This window comes from Myxococcales bacterium (assembly GCA_016712525.1).
In the GTDB taxonomy this organism is placed as follows: domain Bacteria; phylum Myxococcota_A; class Polyangia; order Polyangiales; family Polyangiaceae; genus JAAFHV01.
In genome coordinates, this window is the sequence record JADJQX010000007.1 from 28,544 (window position 1) to 45,146 (window position 16,603).

The 16,603-nt window shown below is 69.3% G+C and carries 19 protein-coding genes; 15 read left to right on the forward strand and 4 right to left on the reverse strand.

Annotated elements, in window-relative coordinates:
- Both IPK71_17210 and IPK71_17215 read left to right on the forward strand, forming a co-directional pair.
- The gene (locus IPK71_17210; protein MBK8215474.1) at positions 1-390 is read left to right on the forward strand and encodes a hypothetical protein; all 390 of its coding nucleotides are present in this window, start codon (positions 1-3) and stop codon (positions 388-390) included.
- Positions 391-400: 10 nt separating this feature from the next.
- Complete coding sequence (locus IPK71_17215) at positions 401-1,738, forward strand: phage tail protein (protein MBK8215475.1); 1,338 nt, start codon at positions 401-403, stop codon at positions 1,736-1,738.
- A 15-nt stretch (positions 1,739-1,753) separates the two neighbouring features.
- Here IPK71_17215 and IPK71_17220 read toward each other — a convergent pair whose 3' ends face one another.
- Positions 1,754-2,428 (reverse strand): hypothetical protein, encoded by a 675-nt coding sequence (locus IPK71_17220; GenBank protein MBK8215476.1) that lies wholly within the window; start codon positions 2,426-2,428, stop codon positions 1,754-1,756.
- Between the two features lie 132 nt (positions 2,429-2,560).
- On the opposite strand from IPK71_17220, the gene IPK71_17225 reads away from it, so the two are divergent.
- From IPK71_17225 to IPK71_17285, 13 genes are all read left to right on the forward strand, one after another.
- Positions 2,561-4,465 carry a hypothetical protein gene (locus IPK71_17225; protein MBK8215477.1) on the forward strand — a complete coding sequence of 635 codons (1,905 nt, stop codon included), beginning with the start codon at positions 2,561-2,563 and terminating at the stop codon, positions 4,463-4,465.
- Positions 4,466-4,474: 9 nt separating this feature from the next.
- On the forward strand, positions 4,475-4,900 hold the full coding sequence (locus tag IPK71_17230) for a hypothetical protein (GenBank protein MBK8215478.1): 426 nt from the start codon (positions 4,475-4,477) through the stop codon (positions 4,898-4,900).
- 11 nt (positions 4,901-4,911) lie between these two features.
- Positions 4,912-5,634, forward strand: coding sequence for an N-acetylmuramoyl-L-alanine amidase (locus IPK71_17235; GenBank protein MBK8215479.1), 723 nt, complete (start codon positions 4,912-4,914; stop codon positions 5,632-5,634).
- Between the two features lie 16 nt (positions 5,635-5,650).
- Positions 5,651-5,887 (forward strand): hypothetical protein, encoded by a 237-nt coding sequence (locus IPK71_17240; GenBank protein MBK8215480.1) that lies wholly within the window; start codon positions 5,651-5,653, stop codon positions 5,885-5,887.
- A 150-nt stretch (positions 5,888-6,037) separates the two neighbouring features.
- Positions 6,038-6,313, forward strand: a complete 276-nt coding sequence (locus IPK71_17245; protein MBK8215481.1) for a hypothetical protein — start codon at positions 6,038-6,040, stop codon at positions 6,311-6,313.
- A gap of 102 nt (positions 6,314-6,415) precedes the next feature.
- Positions 6,416-6,628 carry a hypothetical protein gene (locus IPK71_17250; GenBank protein MBK8215482.1) on the forward strand — a complete coding sequence of 71 codons (213 nt, stop codon included), beginning with the start codon at positions 6,416-6,418 and terminating at the stop codon, positions 6,626-6,628.
- A complete protein-coding gene (locus IPK71_17255; GenBank protein ID MBK8215483.1) occupies positions 6,625-6,915 on the forward strand; it encodes a hypothetical protein in 291 nt (96 codons plus the stop codon). Before IPK71_17250 ends, IPK71_17255 begins: the two co-directional genes overlap by 4 nt.
- Positions 6,916-7,023: 108 nt before the next feature.
- Positions 7,024-7,668, forward strand: coding sequence for a hypothetical protein (locus IPK71_17260; protein MBK8215484.1), 645 nt, complete (start codon positions 7,024-7,026; stop codon positions 7,666-7,668).
- Between the two features lie 198 nt (positions 7,669-7,866).
- Positions 7,867-8,784, forward strand: a complete 918-nt coding sequence (locus IPK71_17265) for an amidoligase family protein (GenBank protein MBK8215485.1) — start codon at positions 7,867-7,869, stop codon at positions 8,782-8,784.
- 106 nt (positions 8,785-8,890) lie between these two features.
- Positions 8,891-9,331 carry a gamma-glutamylcyclotransferase gene (locus IPK71_17270; GenBank protein MBK8215486.1) on the forward strand — a complete coding sequence of 147 codons (441 nt, stop codon included), beginning with the start codon at positions 8,891-8,893 and terminating at the stop codon, positions 9,329-9,331.
- On the forward strand, positions 9,328-9,726 hold the full coding sequence (locus IPK71_17275) for a gamma-glutamylcyclotransferase (protein ID MBK8215487.1): 399 nt from the start codon (positions 9,328-9,330) through the stop codon (positions 9,724-9,726). The genes IPK71_17270 and IPK71_17275 overlap by 4 nt, the downstream gene beginning before the upstream one ends.
- Positions 9,727-9,734: 8 nt before the next feature.
- Complete coding sequence (locus tag IPK71_17280; protein MBK8215488.1) at positions 9,735-9,965, forward strand: hypothetical protein; 231 nt, start codon at positions 9,735-9,737, stop codon at positions 9,963-9,965.
- 173 nt (positions 9,966-10,138) lie between these two features.
- The gene (locus IPK71_17285; protein ID MBK8215489.1) at positions 10,139-10,441 is read left to right on the forward strand and encodes a hypothetical protein; all 303 of its coding nucleotides are present in this window, start codon (positions 10,139-10,141) and stop codon (positions 10,439-10,441) included.
- 6 nt (positions 10,442-10,447) lie between these two features.
- Here IPK71_17285 and IPK71_17290 read toward each other — a convergent pair whose 3' ends face one another.
- Genes IPK71_17290 through IPK71_17300 form a run of 3 tightly spaced genes read right to left on the reverse strand, consistent with a single transcriptional unit; the run spans position 10,448 to position 16,584 of the window.
- Complete coding sequence (locus IPK71_17290) at positions 10,448-12,655, reverse strand: hypothetical protein (GenBank protein ID MBK8215490.1); 2,208 nt, start codon at positions 12,653-12,655, stop codon at positions 10,448-10,450.
- Positions 12,652-15,132: an AAA family ATPase gene (locus IPK71_17295; GenBank protein ID MBK8215491.1), complete on the reverse strand. Its 2,481-nt coding sequence runs from the start codon at positions 15,130-15,132 to the stop codon at positions 12,652-12,654. The genes IPK71_17290 and IPK71_17295 overlap by 4 nt, the downstream gene beginning before the upstream one ends.
- 6 nt (positions 15,133-15,138) lie before the next feature.
- A complete protein-coding gene (locus IPK71_17300; GenBank protein MBK8215492.1) occupies positions 15,139-16,584 on the reverse strand; it encodes a hypothetical protein in 1,446 nt (481 codons plus the stop codon).
- Positions 16,585-16,603 lie beyond the last annotated feature (19 nt).

Genomic DNA, 16,603 nt, shown 5'->3' on the forward strand with positions numbered 1-16,603 from the left:
ATGGCGCTGACCGCGTTCACCAGCCGTCTCGGGCGCGGACAGGGGCGCCTCGCGACGTCGAAGGCGACGGGCGGCGACTACGCCTTCGTCCTCGGCGATGCCGAGCTCGGGCGCCTCTTCGAGCTCGCACCCGGCGACCACGCCGAGGTCACGCAGCAGACGGACCTCACCGGCGTGATGCTGGTGCGCGCGCTCCTACGGCTGCGCGTGCCCGCGTCGACGTCACCCGGCCTCGCGTGGGAGGCGAGCATCATCGTCGACGGTGCCAAGCACGCGACCATGCGCGCCAAGCCCGGCCGCGAGCGTCTCGTCACCGACCTCGCCGCGAACGTCTCGAAGCTCTCGGGCCTGCATACCGCTGGGGTGCGGCTCGAGCTGGTGACCGCGTGAGGAGCCCGGCATGAGCACCCTCGAGCTACCCGCGCTCTACGTCGACTCGGTGGCGCTCGTGGTGACGACGCCGAGGCTCGTGCTCGTGAACCGTGACCCGAGCCCCGGCGAGAGCGGCGTGCCCATCGACGCGACCATCGCCCTCGAGCTGGTCGACACCGGGCCGGACGGCGTGGAGCGCTCGACCGCGCGCGTGTGGATCGACGGCGTCCTCGCGTTCGACGGCAGCGCCGTGCCCGAGCTCGCCCCGGCCTTCGCGGGCCCGCTGGCCAGCGTCACGCAGACCACCGACACGCTGCGCGTCGTGCTGCATCCGGTGGCTCCGCTCGCGAGCCTGGCCACGGTCCACGTGCGCGTGCTCGCTCAGACCGTGGGCGGCGCGGCCTCGCTCGACGAGGTGTACTCGTTCGTCGTCGAGGACCGGACTGCGCCGCGTGTCGTCGGCGCACAGGCGCTCGCGCAGAAGACCGTGCGCGTGGGATTCGACGAGCCCGTGCTGGTCCCGAGCGGGGCGAGCTTCCTCCTCACGCCGAAGGGCGCGCCGGCCGTCTCAGTCACCGTCGCCGGTGTGAACGTCGAGGGCAGTATCGTCCTCCTCACTCTCGACACCGAAATGACGCCCGACGTGCTTCACGAGGTCGTGGCCGTCGGCGTGACGGATCTCTTCGGCAACGCCGTCCTCGGTCCCTACGACCGCGCCACCTTCACCGGCTTCCGTCCCGCGCGCCCGGAGCGGCGCCGCTTCGATCTGTGGCGCATGCTGCCGAAGCACAACCGACGCGACGACCACACCGGCGACTTGTTCCGGTTCGTCGCGTGCCTGCAGGAGGTGACGGACCTCCTGCTCGCCGACGTCGATCGCTGGCCCGATATCTTCGACCTCGAGCGCGCGCCCGAGGCCTTCGTCGACCTCATCCTGCGAGACCTCGGCAACCCGTTCCCGTTCGAGCTCGACGCGATGGGCAAGCGGCGCCTCGCGTCGGTGCTCGTCGAGATGTACCGGCAGAAGGGCACGGCCAAGGGCATCCAGAACGCGATCCGCTTCTTCCTCGGCATCGACATCTCGGCCATCACGCCCTTCAACGCCGACACGCTCTATCTCGGCGAGTCGCTGCTCGGCGTCGACTGGGTGCTCGGCCCCTCCGACCGCTTCGCGCGCTACGCCTTCAACGTCGAGGTCGCGCGCATCCTCACCGACCGCGAGCGCCAGCAGCTCCGCGCCATCGTCGAGTACCTGAAGCCCGCGCACACCCACTTCGTGGACCTCGTCGAGCCGCTGCCGCCGGTGCTGCCGAACCACTGGGAGCTGGGGCTCAGCGACCTCGGCGAGACCACGGACCTACACTGAGCGGAAGGAGGCCACCTACGGCGTCTGACGGTTCCAGGGGCGGCGATGGGGCGTGACCTGGCTGCGCAGATGATCGCTGAGGTAGTTGTCGGTTTCGATCACGTAGCCCGACACGAGAACGACTGCCTTGGTGAGAACGGCGAAGTGGACGTACTTGGCTTGACCACCACGGTGGGCGACCTCGCCCCTTGCCGAAACGAAGTTATCGATGGGCGTGGTGCCGTTGCTCCACTGTGTCCCGACGTCGGGAACGCAGAGCATGGTATCGAAGAGAGGCTTCAGCTGCTTGTGCTTCGGGGTGTTCAGTCCTCCCACGCCGCCCGGTGGACCAACTGTCTTGAATCGGACCGCCTCGATCATTGCTGCCTCGAGGTTCGCGGGCAGGGTCGCGGCGGTGAAAGTCGACTTGCCGCCGTTCACGAAGTCTTGAACGAGCTTCTTGGGCGAAGCCGGCAGCGTCGCGAGGGTGTGTTTCCTGGCGAGGAAGGCGGCTCCCTCCTCCAGTACCGACTCGACGTAGCGTTCCCAGGCTGCGCAAAGCAGAACGATTCCTCCGCGCGTGAGGTGCCCGAGACCTCGCTTGCCGCGTGTGCCTGTGCCGTTCGGTCGGCTGAGATTGTTGTGGAGCGAGACGAGCCGCTTCACGTCGGTGAGGTTTTGCTGGAACTCTTTGTAGCTATCTGACGGCATCCTGAGCGGTCCTCGGGTTCGAATCCTACGGGACAGCGAGCGCCGCTGCGACATCGGTCGGGGCGCTGTCCCCAAGACGCCGCCCGACAGGCTTTGCCTCTCCGAGGGCCCCGTGCCCGCTGAGGCAAGGACATGGCCGATCGCGTCGACTTCTACTTCCGCCAGCGCGTCACCGAGGCCGAGCTCGACCTCGCGTTCGCGTTGCTCGAGAAGGCGGACCGGGACCTCGCCGCCGACCTGAACATCTACGGCATCGTCTCGGGCGCGGTCCCCGCGCCGCACTCGCCGGTGCCCGACCTGACGGTGGACCTCACCGCGCCCGGGCGGGCCTACGACAACCTCGGTCAGCGCATGTTCTTCGGCACGGGCCAGACCGTGGACTGCGCCGTCGACCTCGTGGGCATCCCGACCGATGTCGCCACGGTCGGCAACGAGCGGTGGCTGGGCATCTTCCTGCGTTTCAAGCGCCAGCTCTCCGACCCGCGCACGGACGGCAACTCGCAGCAGGTGTTCTTCCGGCGCGACGAGTCGTTCGAGCTCGTCGTGCGCCAGGCTCCCGAGGGCGCCATCGGCGTCGCGCCGAAGCCCGCGCTCCAGGCGGACGAGCTGCTCCTCTGCGATGTCCGCCGCCGCCCGGGGCAGACGCAGATCCTCGTCGCCGACCTCGACACCTCGCGCCGGCAGGCGTTCATCTTCGCGCAGGGCACCTCGGTGGCCGTGACCACCGGGACGTGGAGCATCCTCCAGCCGCTCGCCGCGACCGTGCAGGCGGCGTTCGATGAGGCAGACGCCGAGCTGCGCGACCACTTCACCGCCGTCGCCCGGCGCCACGCCGCGACCGCCATCGACTACGCGCCGCACGGGTTCGTGGGCGCGGGCAACGTGCAGGCCGCCGTCGACGAGCTGATCGACGACCTCGCGACCGGAGCGGTGGGCAGCTCCGGTGCCTCGCGAGTCGGCGTGGATGCGGCGGCGGGCGCGCCGAACGCGCTCCCTGCGGGCTCCGTCAAGAGCCAGCTCGCGCAGCTCCTCGGCTTCCTGAACACGCACGTGAGCGCGCCGACCGGTGCGCACAACGCGGCGGCCATCGCGGCGACGCCTCACAACAACGTCGCCGGCACGAACGTCCAGGCGCAGCTCCAGGAGATCGTGACAGACCTCGTCGCGACCGGGGCAGCGTCGCCGGGCGCGGGGCTCGTCGGCGTCGATGCGATCGCGGGCGCGCCCACGGCGATCGCTGCGGGCACGCTGCGCGCAGCCCTCGTGACGCTGCTCGGCGGGCTCAACGGCCACGTGAACCAGGCGAGCGGCGCGCACGCGGCGAGCGCAGTCTCGGTCGCCGATTCCGGCAACAACCTCAACGCCGCGAACGTCGAGGCCGCGCTTGCCGAGATCCTCGACGCCGTCGAGGGCGACCACTTCCGAGGCAACGAGGCGAACGCCGGCCAGCACCGCGCGATCCGCCAGCCGCCGCTCGGAGGCACGAAGGCGCTCATTCTCGACTCGAACGCCTCCGGCGCAGCGGCGACGCACCTCCGCATCTACGCGGACGGCTCCTCGGTCTGGTTCACGCTGAACGCGTCCTGGGACGGCGCGCAGTGGGTGCGCGACTCGGGCGGTACCTTCTGCGGCGCGTTCCGCTTCGCGCGCAACGAGATCGAGTTCCTCCACGAGGACTCGTTCGCAGCGACGTTCACGACCTGGACGCGTACGTGGCGCCTCCCGATGAGCAGCACCGTCAACTCCGCGTTCGAGCTGACGGGAACGGTGCGTGAGGTCGGCCGCGTCGGGATGGAGTGGTCCAACGCCGACAGCGCGACGCGGACGCTCGCCGGTGGAGGCTCCGTCACGTTCCGCAACCGGTTCCCGGCGACGCCGTCCTCGATCACGTTCAGCGCGCTGAACACGAGCAGCGGGTTCTCAGGGAGCCCCTCGTCGTACTTCGCCGACCGCGATGGGTTCGGCGTCTTCAGCTACCAGACCATGGCGAGCCTCTCCACGGTCTGGTGGTTCGGCACGTACACCGCGATCGCGTGAGGAGCATCGATGGCCATCCAGGAAATCACCGACCTCGAGATCGTCCAGCGCTGCGCGGGCTGTGATCGCGAGAACCGAGTCGCACTCGCGAACCTCGCGGTAGGCGTGGAGCGCGCCGAGCAGGTCGAGGACGGCGTGGTCCCGCTGCCCGAGTGCCCAACGTGTCGCTCGCGGGAGTTCCTGGTGCGCTCGCCCGCGAGCGAGCAGGCGCACCCGGCACAAGGCAGCTCCGGGCACCTTCACCGTCTGATGGTCGACGAGCTGCACTCGCAGCTCGTGAAGAAGGGGCGCGTCGTCGAACCTCTCGTGGGCAAGGTCGCGCAGATCGTCACCAAGCCTATCGCCACCGAGGTCAGGGCCCGCTTCTTCGACACGGGACTGAAGCTGCCGGTGCGTGCCGTCGAGGAACTCCAGGGCAAGGAGCCCGGCCAGTGAGCGGCGGCTTCATCGTCGGCGGCAAGGCCACGTGCCCGGTCGAAGGCCTCTCGATCCGCACGTTCGCCGAGGACGGCGTCCATCGGTTTCCCTCGAAGGGCAAACGAGCTCGCGCGGTCGAGCTCGTCATCCACGAGACCGTCACGCGCAGCGTCGACTCGACCATCGCGGTGTTGAAGAAGCGCGGGCTCAGCGTCCACCTCGTGATGGGCGCGGACGGCGCGCTCACGCAGCACGGAGACCTTGCGACGGACATCCTCTGGCACGCGAGCCAGCACAACGGCCCGTCGTTCGGCGTCGAGGTCGTGAACCCCTACTACCCGAGCTACCTCAAGCTGGGCCTGCCGTGGGACCGCGTCATCAAGGCGCCGTGGGCGCACAAGGGTGAGTACGTCCTGCCGACGCCCGCGCAGGCGGAAGCGGTCGCCGCGCTCGTGCGCTGGACGACGAGCGCGCCCGCGCCGGGCATCGCGGTGCCGCGCGTGTGGCCGGGGCTTCGGGACGGACGCTTCGCACTGGGCCTCGTGCCTGCCGCCGCGAAGGCGCCGCTGCCGGGTGTGCTCGCGCACCAGTACTTCGGGCACGCGGACGGCTCGATGCTCGTCCTCTACGCATGGCTGCGCCTCGAGGCCGGGCTCGCGCCGGACGTCGCGTTCGAGGAAGCGGTGAAGCGCGCGACCGGCGTGCGCCGTGCCGACGTTCGAGACCTGCTGCCCACGCCCGCTGTGGCCTGACCAAGAGGAGAGACGGATGGATACCTTCACCAGCGTTGCGACGTGGCTTCAGGCGACCGGCCCCTACGGCCTCGTCGCGGTGCTCGGCTGGGCCTTCTGGCGCGTGAACGAGAAGAAGGACGCGCAGCTCCGCGAGCTGTTCGACAAGGTGGCCGAGATGGGGCGCGTGCAGACCGAGGCCGTGACCAAGGTCGAGGCCGCTCTCGTCGCGCTCAAGGACGCCATCGAGGACCTGCACGACAGGGCCGCGTGAGTACTGCTTGCGGAGTTCTCGCCAGGTAACGCGGGCTTCCGCGCGCCGGTCGATTTCTCGCTTCTTCGCCTTGGAAGGTCGCCAGAAGGAAGCCTGTATGTCGTCGCGAACGGGGCGCACCGCATGAACCACCCCGACGGAGACGACGACATGAAGGTGAGCGAGCTGATCGAGTTGCTGGAGGAGCAGGACCCGGACGCCGAGGTCCTCGTGATGATGCAGCAGAGCTGGCCGTTCGAGTGCTCCTTGGCGGGCGTGACGACGCGCGAGGAGATGCTCAGCGCCGATCGCGACGAGGACGTCGATGGCGACGAAGACGAGGAGCCCCGCCTCGAGCGCGGCACCGCCAAGAACGACGTCTTCCTCGTCGAGGGCGAACAGCTCCGCTACGGCTCGAAGACGGCGTGGAGCGTGGCCACGCGTTGAGCGCGTTCGCGGTTCCCGGCGAGCTCGATTCTTCACGGAATGACCTTGCTGGGGGCGCGAACGGAAGCCTGTATGGCGAGGCGATCAACGCGGAGGACGACGATGCAGACCACGAACAAGAAGCGCCCCGGCAAGAAGGAGCCGACGGTCGAGGAGCTGCTCGCCGCCATCGCGAAGGCGACGCTCCACATCGACACGCTCGAGACACGCAAGAGCGACTCGCTCGACTTCCACGACGTCGCGGTCTGGTCGGTGAAGGCCGCGCTCGAGGCCGCGTACCGCGCGGGGCTCGCCGCCGCCAAGGAGGACCGATGAAGACGCTCGGCAGCACGACGACCTACGACGGCACCGAGCACGGCTACTTGCGTGGCCACAGGGTGCGCATCGTCGCGGTGCTGAAGAACGCGCTGCGCGCCGACTACGACCCGGACCAGGACGGGCAGTACGTCCGCGACGAGGAAGACCTCGAGCGCGCGGGCGGCGTGACCGCCGACGACCGCGTGGAGGTGCAGCCCTGGCTCGCAGCAGAGGGACGCTTCAGCTTCGTGTCGAGCGACCCGCGCGCCATCGACCTCGCGTGCTTCGCGAGCCTGAAGCGCTGACGACCTGAACGACGACGCGCTCCATCACGGAGCGCAAGCCCACCACGCGAGCCACGGGCGCGCGCGTGAAGGGCGACGTGTACCCAGCGCCCGACGAGGAGAGCAGTCATGAGCACGAAGACCAAGACCACGAAGGCGAAGTCCAAGAAGGAGAACCTCGCAGCCCTCGGGCTGCCGGCGCTGTGGGAGCGCTTCAAGGAGGCGACGGGGGAGACCACCAAGAGCCCGAACAAGAAGTTCCTCGTCCGGCGCATCGAGGAGGCGCTCGCCGCGCGCGCGGTCGAGCCCGCGCCGGCCGAGGAGCCGCAGCGCCCGACGCGCACCAGCGCGCACGCGACGCCGGTGCCCGAGCCCGAGACGACGCTCGCCGAGAGCACGCTCCCGAAGCCGCGCGGTCGGTTCGCGTCGATGACGGTCGAGGAGCTGCAGACGAAGTACCTCGAGGTCGTCGGTCGCTCGACGGGCAGCGACGACCGCCGCTACCTCATCTGGAAGATCCGCGAGGCCGAGAAGGGCCGCATCAACGTCGGGCCGCGCAAGACCCGCGCGCGCGATGGCGAGCCGCTCGATGTGAAGATCCTCCCGCTGCGGCTCGAGGCGGACGTCGCCGACAAGATGGACGAGGCCTGGCGCGCGAAGGGCATCAAGAACCGCATGGAGTTCTTCCGGGGGGCCATCGGCCACTACCTCGCGCATCTCGGCGCGCGCGACGCGGCCGCGCTCTTCACGAACGCGGGCACCGCGGGCGCGTGAACGCGGCGGAATCGGCGGGGCGTCGGCAGGCCTACAACGCCTCCGACGCCCCATGTCCGCGGAACCTCGCGGTTATTCCAAGCGCCTGAAAACACATGCGAAATCAACGTGTTCGGCCTTGCCAGGGGTGCGAACGGAAGCCTGTATGTCCTCACGCGACGGGCACTGGGCCCCGCGCGAAACGCGAGGACGACCACGATGAAGGCGCTGCGATTCGGGATCGAGATCGAGACGGTGGGCCTGAGCCGGACGAAGCTCGCCGAGGCCATCCACAGCGTGGTGGGCGGCACCATCTCGAACGACTACCGGGACGTGCGCATCACCACCGCGAGCGGGCGGACCTGGAAGGTCGTGCCGGACGGCTCGCTGAGCGGCGGTGAGAACAGCGGCGAGATCGTCTCGCCGGTCCTCGGCTACGAGGACATCGAGGAGTTGCAGAACATCATCCGCGCGGTGCGCACGGCGGGCGCGAGGACCGACCACTCGACGGGCATCCACATCCACGTCGGAGCGGAGCGCTTCGACGCCAAGAGCGTGGTGAACCTGGTCAAGCTGGTTCACAAGCAGGAGCGCCTCCTCGAGCACGCGCTCGGCGTCAGCGAGCAGCGCCTCGCGCGCTACTGCCGCCCGATCGAAGCCCGCTTCATCGAGGCGCTCGAGGCGCGCCGCCCCAAGACGATGAGCGACGTGCGCGACGCCTGGTACGGGCGCAGCGGCGAGACGCCGAGCCGCTACCACAGCAGCCGCTACCGCGGGCTGAACCTCAACAGCCTCTTCTTCAGGGGCACGTTGGAGTTCCGCTACTTCAACGGCACCCTGCATGCCGGCGAGGTGAAGGCCTACGTGCAACTGGTCCTCGCGATGGCCGCCAAGGCCCTCGCCTCGAAGGCCGCATCGAGCAAGCGCCGGGAGTTCAACCCCGCCACCGCGAAGTACGACTTCCGGGTGGTGCTCCTGCACCTCGGCCTGATCGGCGAAGAGTTCAAGACCGCGCGCCTGCACCTCACCAAGAAGCTCGCGGGCTCGGCGGCATGGAAGGGCGAGCGCCGCGACCGCCGCCCGGCCGCGAGCGCCCCCGCGAGCGAGGAGGTGGGCGATGCCCGAGCAGCAGCGTGAGGGCCGCGGGGCCGGCCACGACGCCGGCCCTGGACTCGGCCGCCAACGGAAGCGATGGATGACTACGGCGGGCCTCGGCCCGCGGCGAGATGAGAAGATGGGACAGGTGCTCTACTTCGCGTACGGCTCGAACCTCGACGACGAGCAGATGCGCTCGCGGTGCGCGAGCGCGCAGCCCGTCGCGCGCGCCGTGCTGCCCAACTACGCGCTCGCCTTCGGCGGCTTCAGCCACCGCTGGGACGGAGCGGTCGCGAGCGTCGTGCGGGCCCGAGGCGCCCGCGTCGAAGGGCTCCTCTACCGCCTCGACGACGCGGACCTCCGCGCGCTCGATCGCTTCGAGGGCCACCCGTTCGCCTACGAGCGCGTCGTGAAGCTGGTGCTCGACGAGCACGGGCAACGCCGCCGCGCGACGACGTACCTGCAGCCCGAGGACGGCTTCGAGCCCTGGGCGCCGCAGCCCGGCTACTTCCGCGTCCTGTGGCGCGCGTACGCCCGCCTGGGCTTCGACGTCGCGCCCCTGGCCACCGCAGCGGGGGTGGAGCCATGAACGCGCCCAAGGGCCAGCGTGGCGCGCCCACGCGCGTCTTCGTCTACGGGACGCTCCTCGCCGGCGAGCCGAACCACCGACTCCTCACGGGCGCCCGGCTCGTCGCGGAGGCGAGGACCAAGCCCGCGTTCGAGCTGCGCGACCTCGGCGCGTTCCCCGGGCTCGTGCGTGGCGGCGAGCACGCGGTGGCCGGCGAGGTGTATGAGGTCGACGAGGCCACGCTCGCCGCGCTCGACCGGCTCGAAGGGCACCCGCGCTTCTACCGGCGCACGCGCATCGCCCTCGAGGACGGCGCCGCCGTCGAGACCTACCTCCTCGCGCCCGAGCAGGTCGAAGGTCGCCCCGTCATCGACTCGGGCAGCTGGCGAGCGCGCCGGAAGGAGACCGCAGCATGAAGATCGTGATGAGAGACGGGCGCGTGTTCCAAGGCACCGCCCTGCAGATCGTGAAGGCGATGCAGGACATCGCGTTCGGCGTCGAGGACTTCACGGTGCCGAAGTACATCGAGTGGGTGATCGCCAACGCGCGCAAGTTCGAGGAGGTCGAGCTCGACGTGAAGGGCGGGACCGACGAGGAGCTGGCCGCGTCGCTCGTCGCCGAGATGCTCCGCACCGGGCTCACGCGGCGGATGTAGGCCGTCGGCCTCCGTCGGCCGGGCAGCCCGAAGGGCGCGGAACCTCGCGGCTATTCCAACCGCTCGAAAAGACATCGGAAACCGACGTTCTTGGCCTTGCTAGGGGCGCGAACCGAAGCCTGTATGTCCCTCGCAACGGGCGACGAGCCGCCCTGCAGAACGCGAGGACGACGATGCGGACCACGAGCCAGAACACGCAGACGACGAAGACGGTGAGCCAGGGCGAGAGCCGCTACGGGACGGCCGAGCCGCAGATCGAGATCCGGCTCCCGAAGGGCACGAGCCACCGCCTGGTGAGCGCCGCGCTCCACAAGCTCGCCGCCGACGTCGAGCTGGCCACGCCCGAGCGGGAGCGCTGGATCGTCCAGACCGAGAGCTTCTACGACGCCCGCGGCCGCGTGTACCTCGAGCTCGCCGACGCGACGCCGGCCGAGGTCGAGCGGGGGATGGCGATGCTCAGGAAGCTGGTGGGCTGAGCGGCTCTACGCAGCCGTGAGCGCATCCCTGGGGCAATTGCCGCAGGACGGGCAGACGAACCCGATCTCCGTGCCGACTACCCAGGGGACCGCGAGCACGTCAGCCCCCAGCATCCGGTCGATCCACCCCGGTTCGCCAGCCAGCGTCGTCCAGGCCGTCCCGTGGAGCCGCAGCACAGGGATCGACTTCGAGCAGCGACCGCAAGCGATCGTGCCCCACGTCGTCGAGCAGTCCGAGCACGTGCAGGAGAAGTGCTGGCCCATCGACTTGAAGTCGCGCCGCGCATCCGCGCGCGTGTTGCAGGTCGGACATCCCAGAAGGTCGTCGACCACTTCGACCGCTCTCGACAGCTCGCGCTCGAAGCGCCGGAGCGCTTCGAGCCTCTTCTCCGCGTCGGTGATCTCCGCGTTCAGTTCCTTCTTGCGCGCATTGACGACGCCGGTCGCTCCACGGTCTCGAACCGCCTCGCGAAGTTTGAGAGAGACGCTCTCCCGCTCCTCCTCGAGCCGCTTGAGCTGCGCGGCGGCGTCATCGACAAGCCGATTGGCAGGCACCGCATCGTTCTCCAGCGGTGCGCGCACGATGCGGAGCTGATTGCCCGCGACCTCGAACCACGTGTGCCCGCGGCTCAGCTCCGGCGAATCCGGCCTTGCGATCATCGGTGGATACGCGAGGAACGTCGGGGCCGTCGTGACCCAGCGAAGCTGGCGTGCCATTCGCTCCACGCTGCCGATGTCCCACGGGGACACAGGCAGGAAGCCGACGGCTCGCTGACCGGCCTTGCTGACCTCGTGGGCCAGAGAGCGAAGCCGCCCAGCCAGCTCCGGGGCGAGGTGCTCGAACGCAGCGGCATCGGAGGGCGACGGGTAGAGGATGACCGTCGTCGCGCCGTTGACCGCGTGCGCATCAGCGTCGGCGAGCACGCCGCGGAGCTGCTCGTCATCGAGTGCCGCGAGGGAGCTGCACAGCGGGACGATGCGCAGCAGCTCGACGCCCTCTCCGTGAAGCGAGATCGCGCCGTCGGCCATAGCCCACGACAAGCGCACGACGCGCGAGCCGTGACGCACCTCTGCCTCGGGGCCCGAGAGCAACCGCTCGAGGTTGGTCGGTTCGAACCCGAGTTGGTCGAGCGCCCGAAGCGTCAGCAGCAGCGCGAAGCTGTCGAACGAACGACAGAGATCCTGCATCTCTTCAAAGTACGCTCGCGGCCGGACGGCCCGCTCCTGTCCGAGCCGGGCCCACTCGAGCCAGAGCTCGGCGACCCGCTGATAGTGGGCGTCGTCGCTCAGGATGTTCGTCATCGTGAGCGTGGTGCCCACCGTCGCCCTTCGTGGCACCTCTCGGTAGAGCACCGAGTCCTTCATCCCGGAGATCGTGAACAGGAGGTGCTTCAATTGCGCGAGGGTGCGCTCGGCCTTCCGCTTCGCCTCACTCGCGTCGAGAGTCTCGCCCCACAGCTTGTAGATGCGCCCCTGGCGCCAGTGCGAGCCAGCGGCCGCCGCGCCGTGGTTCCCGGCCGCCTCCTCGAACACACGCAGGAGCCGCGTCACCTCGTGAACGCGCCGGCGCAGGTACACCACGAGGTGGTCGACAAGCCGCACTGCGACGCGGTTCTCGTAGATGTCGAACTGGTCCTCGCGGACGGTGGCGAGGATCCTCTTGGGGACCACGGAGCGCAGAGTTGGCCGCTCCCAGTCCTCCGTGTGCGCGGCGAGGTAGTTCGCGGCCTGCGCCGGGAACCGGCGGGCGCGCGAGACGGCCATCCGCTCGACCTCGACGCGCAGGTGCGTCCTGGGCTTCCTGCACACCTCCGCGAGATGCCCGACGTTCTCCTTGAGCAGTTGCTCGAACGGCTGGAACTCAGCGCGGTTCGACATGCCCGGAACCAACGGCGAGACGTCGAGTACATCGAGCCATGTGCCGCCTTGCTCGATCAACTCGCCCAAGCTGCGTCCGACCGTACGAATGCTTGCGACGTCCAGCGGGTCGAGCAGTTGAGCGCGCGCAAAGGTGCCCTCGACACGCTCAGCGCCGCGCAGCAGGTGCCAGCGTCCAGCCGACTCGGGCACCAAGAACATGCCGTCGTGGGCCGGGAGCGAGTTCATGAACAGCTCGCCCGGGGCACCCTCGCGCACGACGAGGCGGCCCAGCAGCGCGGCGCCGGCGCGGGCTTCTCCGATGGCGCCGAGGCGGTCGCGGACTCGGATACTCACGCCTCTTCCTCAGCTCCGAGTCGGCGCAGCTCGTCACGAACGATGGCCATGGAGCGCACCGCGCCGGTGGTCTTATCCAGCTTCGGCCACGCCTCTGCGATCCGTTCACCGAGGGCCGTGAGGTCCTCGGGCCGCGTGTCGTGCCGATCGCGGACCTTGCGCAGGAGCTTGGTTGCGAGGATGTGGTCGACAGCCTCGCCCACCGTGCCACCCGCCGCTACGACGACCGGAACGAAGTCGAGCATCTGCCGCTCGAGGCGATTGCCCCAGCCCACCCCGAAGCGACGCCCGAGGAGGTCTGCGAACGAGCCGTCGACGAACGCGTAGGCCTCCTTGGCCTTGGCTTCGTGAGCCTGCTGCGCCTTGGCGAACGCCGCGCGAACGGCGTCGAACGAGACCGGCGCGCGCGCGGGCAGGCGCTGCGGCTGGAACTGCGCGCGGTTGCGAGGCAGCTCCATCACGTGCGCGCGGTCGTAGGTCTTGTCTGCGAAATCCTTGGTCGTCTCGTCGTGGTTCGCGGTGCCAACGAACCAAACGTTCTGCGGGATCGTGAGCGTGCGGCCGTTGCGGAGGTTCGCCGGGGCAGGCTCGACCGGCGCGGTCATGAGATCGAGCTTCTGGAGATGCGGATCCTGCTCGAGCGCCGAGAGCAGGTCCGCGAAGTACTGCTCGGGGTGTGAGAGGTTCATCTCGTCGAGGACGACGATGTTGACGAGCCCTGAATAGCGAGGGCATTGCGCGCGGTAGAGAGCCTGCAGGAACTCGGACTCGTAGAACCGCCGCTCGAAGGCGTTGAAGTGCCCGACGAGGTCCTGGCGGTCTCGCCAGCCGGCCTGCACCTCGACGAGGGTCGAGCCCGCACCGAGCGCCCGCGCGACCGCGAGGGGCAGACTCGTCTTGCCGGTTCCGCTGATGCCTTGCAGCAGGTGGAGTCGGCTCATCGCGAGGCCGCCCAAGAAGCAGCGGATGTCACGCAGCTCGTAGAACAGCACCTTGTCCGGGTTGGCCGGATCGATGGCGATGCGGTGCTGGAGATCCTGGCAGAACGCCTTCAGGTCGGAGATCTCGTCGGTCACGGGCGTCTGGGTCTGGAGCCCGCTGTCGCCGTCCATCTGGCTGCATGCCGGGAATGGGCTCACGCCGTCGGCGCGTCGAATGCGCTCGTTGACATCCTTGCGTAGCTCCTCGAGCGCCGTATGCAGGAGGTCGCGGGCGCTCTCCAGCGCAGCCTTCTGGTCGCGAAGCGTCTCGAGCTCCGTGACGGCGATCGACGCCTTCGCGAGCGCGGTTCTGGCGGCGACGCTCTCCTGCGTGAGCCGGGCGCGCTCCGACTCCCACTCCTCCTGCGCTCGCTCCAGGCTAGCGAGCCGCTCGGTAACATCGTGGTTCGGACGCTTGGCGAGCAGCGCCTTCAGCGAGTCGCGCTCCCGGATGAGGCTGTCGAGCTCCTTCTTCACCTCGTCGAGAGGTCGATTGCCCAACGCGCGCTCTGCTTCGTCGCGAAGACGCAGCTTCTCGTAGAGCTCATCCCTGCTCGCTTGCGCGCTCGCGAGGCGCGCCTCGACGTCCTTCTGCTTGGCCTTCGCCGTCTCTAGTTCGTGGGCTGCACGGCGCGCCACTCGCTCGTCGAACGCCTCGCGGTCCTCACGCAGGACATCCCGCTCGAGCTCGACCTGCGCCGCGCGCTTCTTCAGTTCCGCGCGTTCCTTCGAGAGCAGCTCGCGCTCGACGCGGAGCTGCTCGGCGCTCGAACGCTCCGTCTCCGCGAGGGCACTCTCGTGCATGGCTGCGGCTCGCTTCTGCTCGTCACGCCAGCGCTCGTCCTCAGCGCGGCGCTGGGCCTCCCAGTCCGCGCGCTCCTTGGCGATCTGCGCCCGCGCCTTGGAGAGCTCGTCGCGGAGCGTCACCGCCTCGTCGTCGAGCTGCTTCAGCGATGCCCTACGCTCGGCCGCGAAGCCCGCCTCTGCGTTCAGCTCGCGCTCGCGAATCGCAACCTCGCGTCCCTGGAGGTCGAGCTCGCGCGTCCGCAGATCCTCCTCGGCCTGCTTCGCCCTGGCGTGTGCCTCCTTGGCTCCTCGTTCCGCATCCTCGAGCGTAGTCGCGCGCGCGTTCAGCGCTTCGTCACGCGCGAGCACTGTCCCTTCGAGCGCGCCGAGTTCCTCTTCACGCTTCGCGAGCTGATCGCTCCGGGCCTTCAACAGCGCGAGGGTTTCGTCGATCCGCTTCGCCGCGGCGATGAGATCGAGGTTCGACGCCTCCGAGGATGGAGGGGTAGCGAGCGCGACGTTCAGCTCTTCCTCCGTCGCCTCGGCGACGACAGCGTCGTTTGCTTCGGTGATCGCCGCGAGCGCAGCGGCTGGCGTCTCGGGGGCCGCAGGGGCTACGACGAGCGGCGTCGCCTGTGCCATCGCCGAGGAACTGGGGGCCTTGGCCTGCTGTTGCTGCTGCTGATGGCGGTGCTTGTTCTTCTTGCTCATGGTCTGTCAGATCCTCGCGGAGTCGAGCGGCTGGCCGAGGCCCGAGAGCAGACCTACGGCGCGGTGGACGTCGGCGACGACAGGCAGCACCGACTGAAGGGATGGACGCTCGGCGCCGGCGTGAACCGCACCGCCAGCCCTCGCTACGCCGTCGAGTAGTTCGAGGAGCTTCGGCTCTTGCGCTGCGGCGCGACGAAGTGGATGCGCGCGGTCGTCGCGCGCTGCGAGCACGGCGGCGATGATCGCGCCGCGAAGACGCCAGTTGCCGTCGGGGTAGCACGCGGCCTTCACGTGGTTAGGCTTCACGCGAGCGAGCGCCTCGGGCAGCGGCACGTGGAAGCCAACGGCCTTCGCCGACGCCTCGTAGACACCCTGGCAGTAGACGTCGTCCTCGACAGGCCGACGATCCGTGTAGACGCGTCGCCAGACTTGGCGCGGCGGATGGCGCTGGAAGATCGCGCCGAATGTGGCCTCGAGCGCGCGCCGGGCATCGCCGACGAGCGCGCGGAGCTTGTGGTCCGGGCACGAATCGCCGAGCAGCTCAGCCTCGACGTGGGCGTACTCGAGCGCGACGAGGTCTTCGTACTGGGGCAGATCGCGCGCACTGATCGACAGCGCCTTCTCGACGTTGTTGATCGCCATCGCGCGAATCTCGCTTGCCCAGCGCTGCTGGTCCTGGATCTGCTCGTCGAGCGAGCGGCCGATCATGCCCTCGAGCACCGAGCGGAGACCCGATGACGACCGCATCTCGCGTTCGAGCGCTCGTCGCAGCGTCGGGCTAACGCCAAGTCCGAAGGGGTCGCACGCGTGCCACTCGCCCGCGAGGTCACCGGCCTCGGGCAGGTACATGAAGCTCGTGACGAACACCGGCGTGGGCCGATCGTCCACGAGCGACACGCGCTCGAGAACGACGCTGCCCGCATGCGCGAACGTGTCGTCCTCGTCGGCGCTCTCATAGGACTCCGAGCGTCGAAGCGCCGAGCGATGCCGACGGGTGACGCGAACGATGTCGGAAGCACCGGGCGCCGGCGGGATGGCGAGGTCGCCGGGGAGCACCATGAATGCTCGCTCCCGGCGGGGCTTGCCCTTGGAGCCGAGCACGAGGTCGGGGAACCCGTTGGGGTTCTGCTGCAACTCGACGTAGTCGAGCTTCTCGACGAAGCGCGGCCAGAGGTCCCCGGACCACGGGTCCTGGAACACGTGGCCTGTGACCATCCGGCGCGCATCGAGGGTCTCCTCCTCGAAGAGCTCGCGTCCCTTCTCTGTTGGTAGCCCGTTGCTGCCGAGCAGCCCGCGCTCCTGCAACTCCAGGTAGATGAGCGCCGCGAGGTCGGGGTGAATGTGGAGCCGATCGCCGATGCGTTGCACGTTGGTCGTACCCGCACGGCACATCCCGAGCACCGCCTTCTGGAGGACGTTGAGCTCGCGGTCGCGCACCTCGGGGGCCACCACGCGGTACATCAGTGCGGGC

Bases quoted from the DNA above. Each gene is read 5' to 3' on its own strand.
- IPK71_17245 (MBK8215481.1), top strand. From the start codon at position 6,038: ATGAAGGTGAGCGAGCTGATCGAGTTGCTGGAGGAGCAGGACCCGGAC.
- IPK71_17255 (MBK8215483.1), top strand. From the start codon at position 6,625: ATGAAGACGCTCGGCAGCACGACGACCTACGACGGCACCGAGCACGGC.
- IPK71_17225 (MBK8215477.1), top strand. From the start codon at position 2,561: ATGGCCGATCGCGTCGACTTCTACTTCCGCCAGCGCGTCACCGAGGCC.
- IPK71_17215 (MBK8215475.1), top strand. From the start codon at position 401: ATGAGCACCCTCGAGCTACCCGCGCTCTACGTCGACTCGGTGGCGCTC.
- IPK71_17275 (MBK8215487.1), top strand. From the start codon at position 9,328: ATGAACGCGCCCAAGGGCCAGCGTGGCGCGCCCACGCGCGTCTTCGTC.
- IPK71_17240 (MBK8215480.1), top strand. From the start codon at position 5,651: ATGGATACCTTCACCAGCGTTGCGACGTGGCTTCAGGCGACCGGCCCC.
- IPK71_17250 (MBK8215482.1), top strand. From the start codon at position 6,416: ATGCAGACCACGAACAAGAAGCGCCCCGGCAAGAAGGAGCCGACGGTC.
- IPK71_17280 (MBK8215488.1), top strand. From the start codon at position 9,735: ATGAGAGACGGGCGCGTGTTCCAAGGCACCGCCCTGCAGATCGTGAAG.
- IPK71_17220 (MBK8215476.1), bottom strand. From the start codon at position 2,428: ATGCCGTCAGATAGCTACAAAGAGTTCCAGCAAAACCTCACCGACGTG.
- IPK71_17230 (MBK8215478.1), top strand. From the start codon at position 4,475: ATGGCCATCCAGGAAATCACCGACCTCGAGATCGTCCAGCGCTGCGCG.
- IPK71_17210 (MBK8215474.1), top strand. From the start codon at position 1: ATGGCGCTGACCGCGTTCACCAGCCGTCTCGGGCGCGGACAGGGGCGC.
- IPK71_17260 (MBK8215484.1), top strand. From the start codon at position 7,024: ATGAGCACGAAGACCAAGACCACGAAGGCGAAGTCCAAGAAGGAGAAC.
- IPK71_17295 (MBK8215491.1), bottom strand. From the start codon at position 15,132: ATGAGCAAGAAGAACAAGCACCGCCATCAGCAGCAGCAACAGCAGGCC.
- IPK71_17285 (MBK8215489.1), top strand. From the start codon at position 10,139: ATGCGGACCACGAGCCAGAACACGCAGACGACGAAGACGGTGAGCCAG.
- IPK71_17265 (MBK8215485.1), top strand. From the start codon at position 7,867: ATGAAGGCGCTGCGATTCGGGATCGAGATCGAGACGGTGGGCCTGAGC.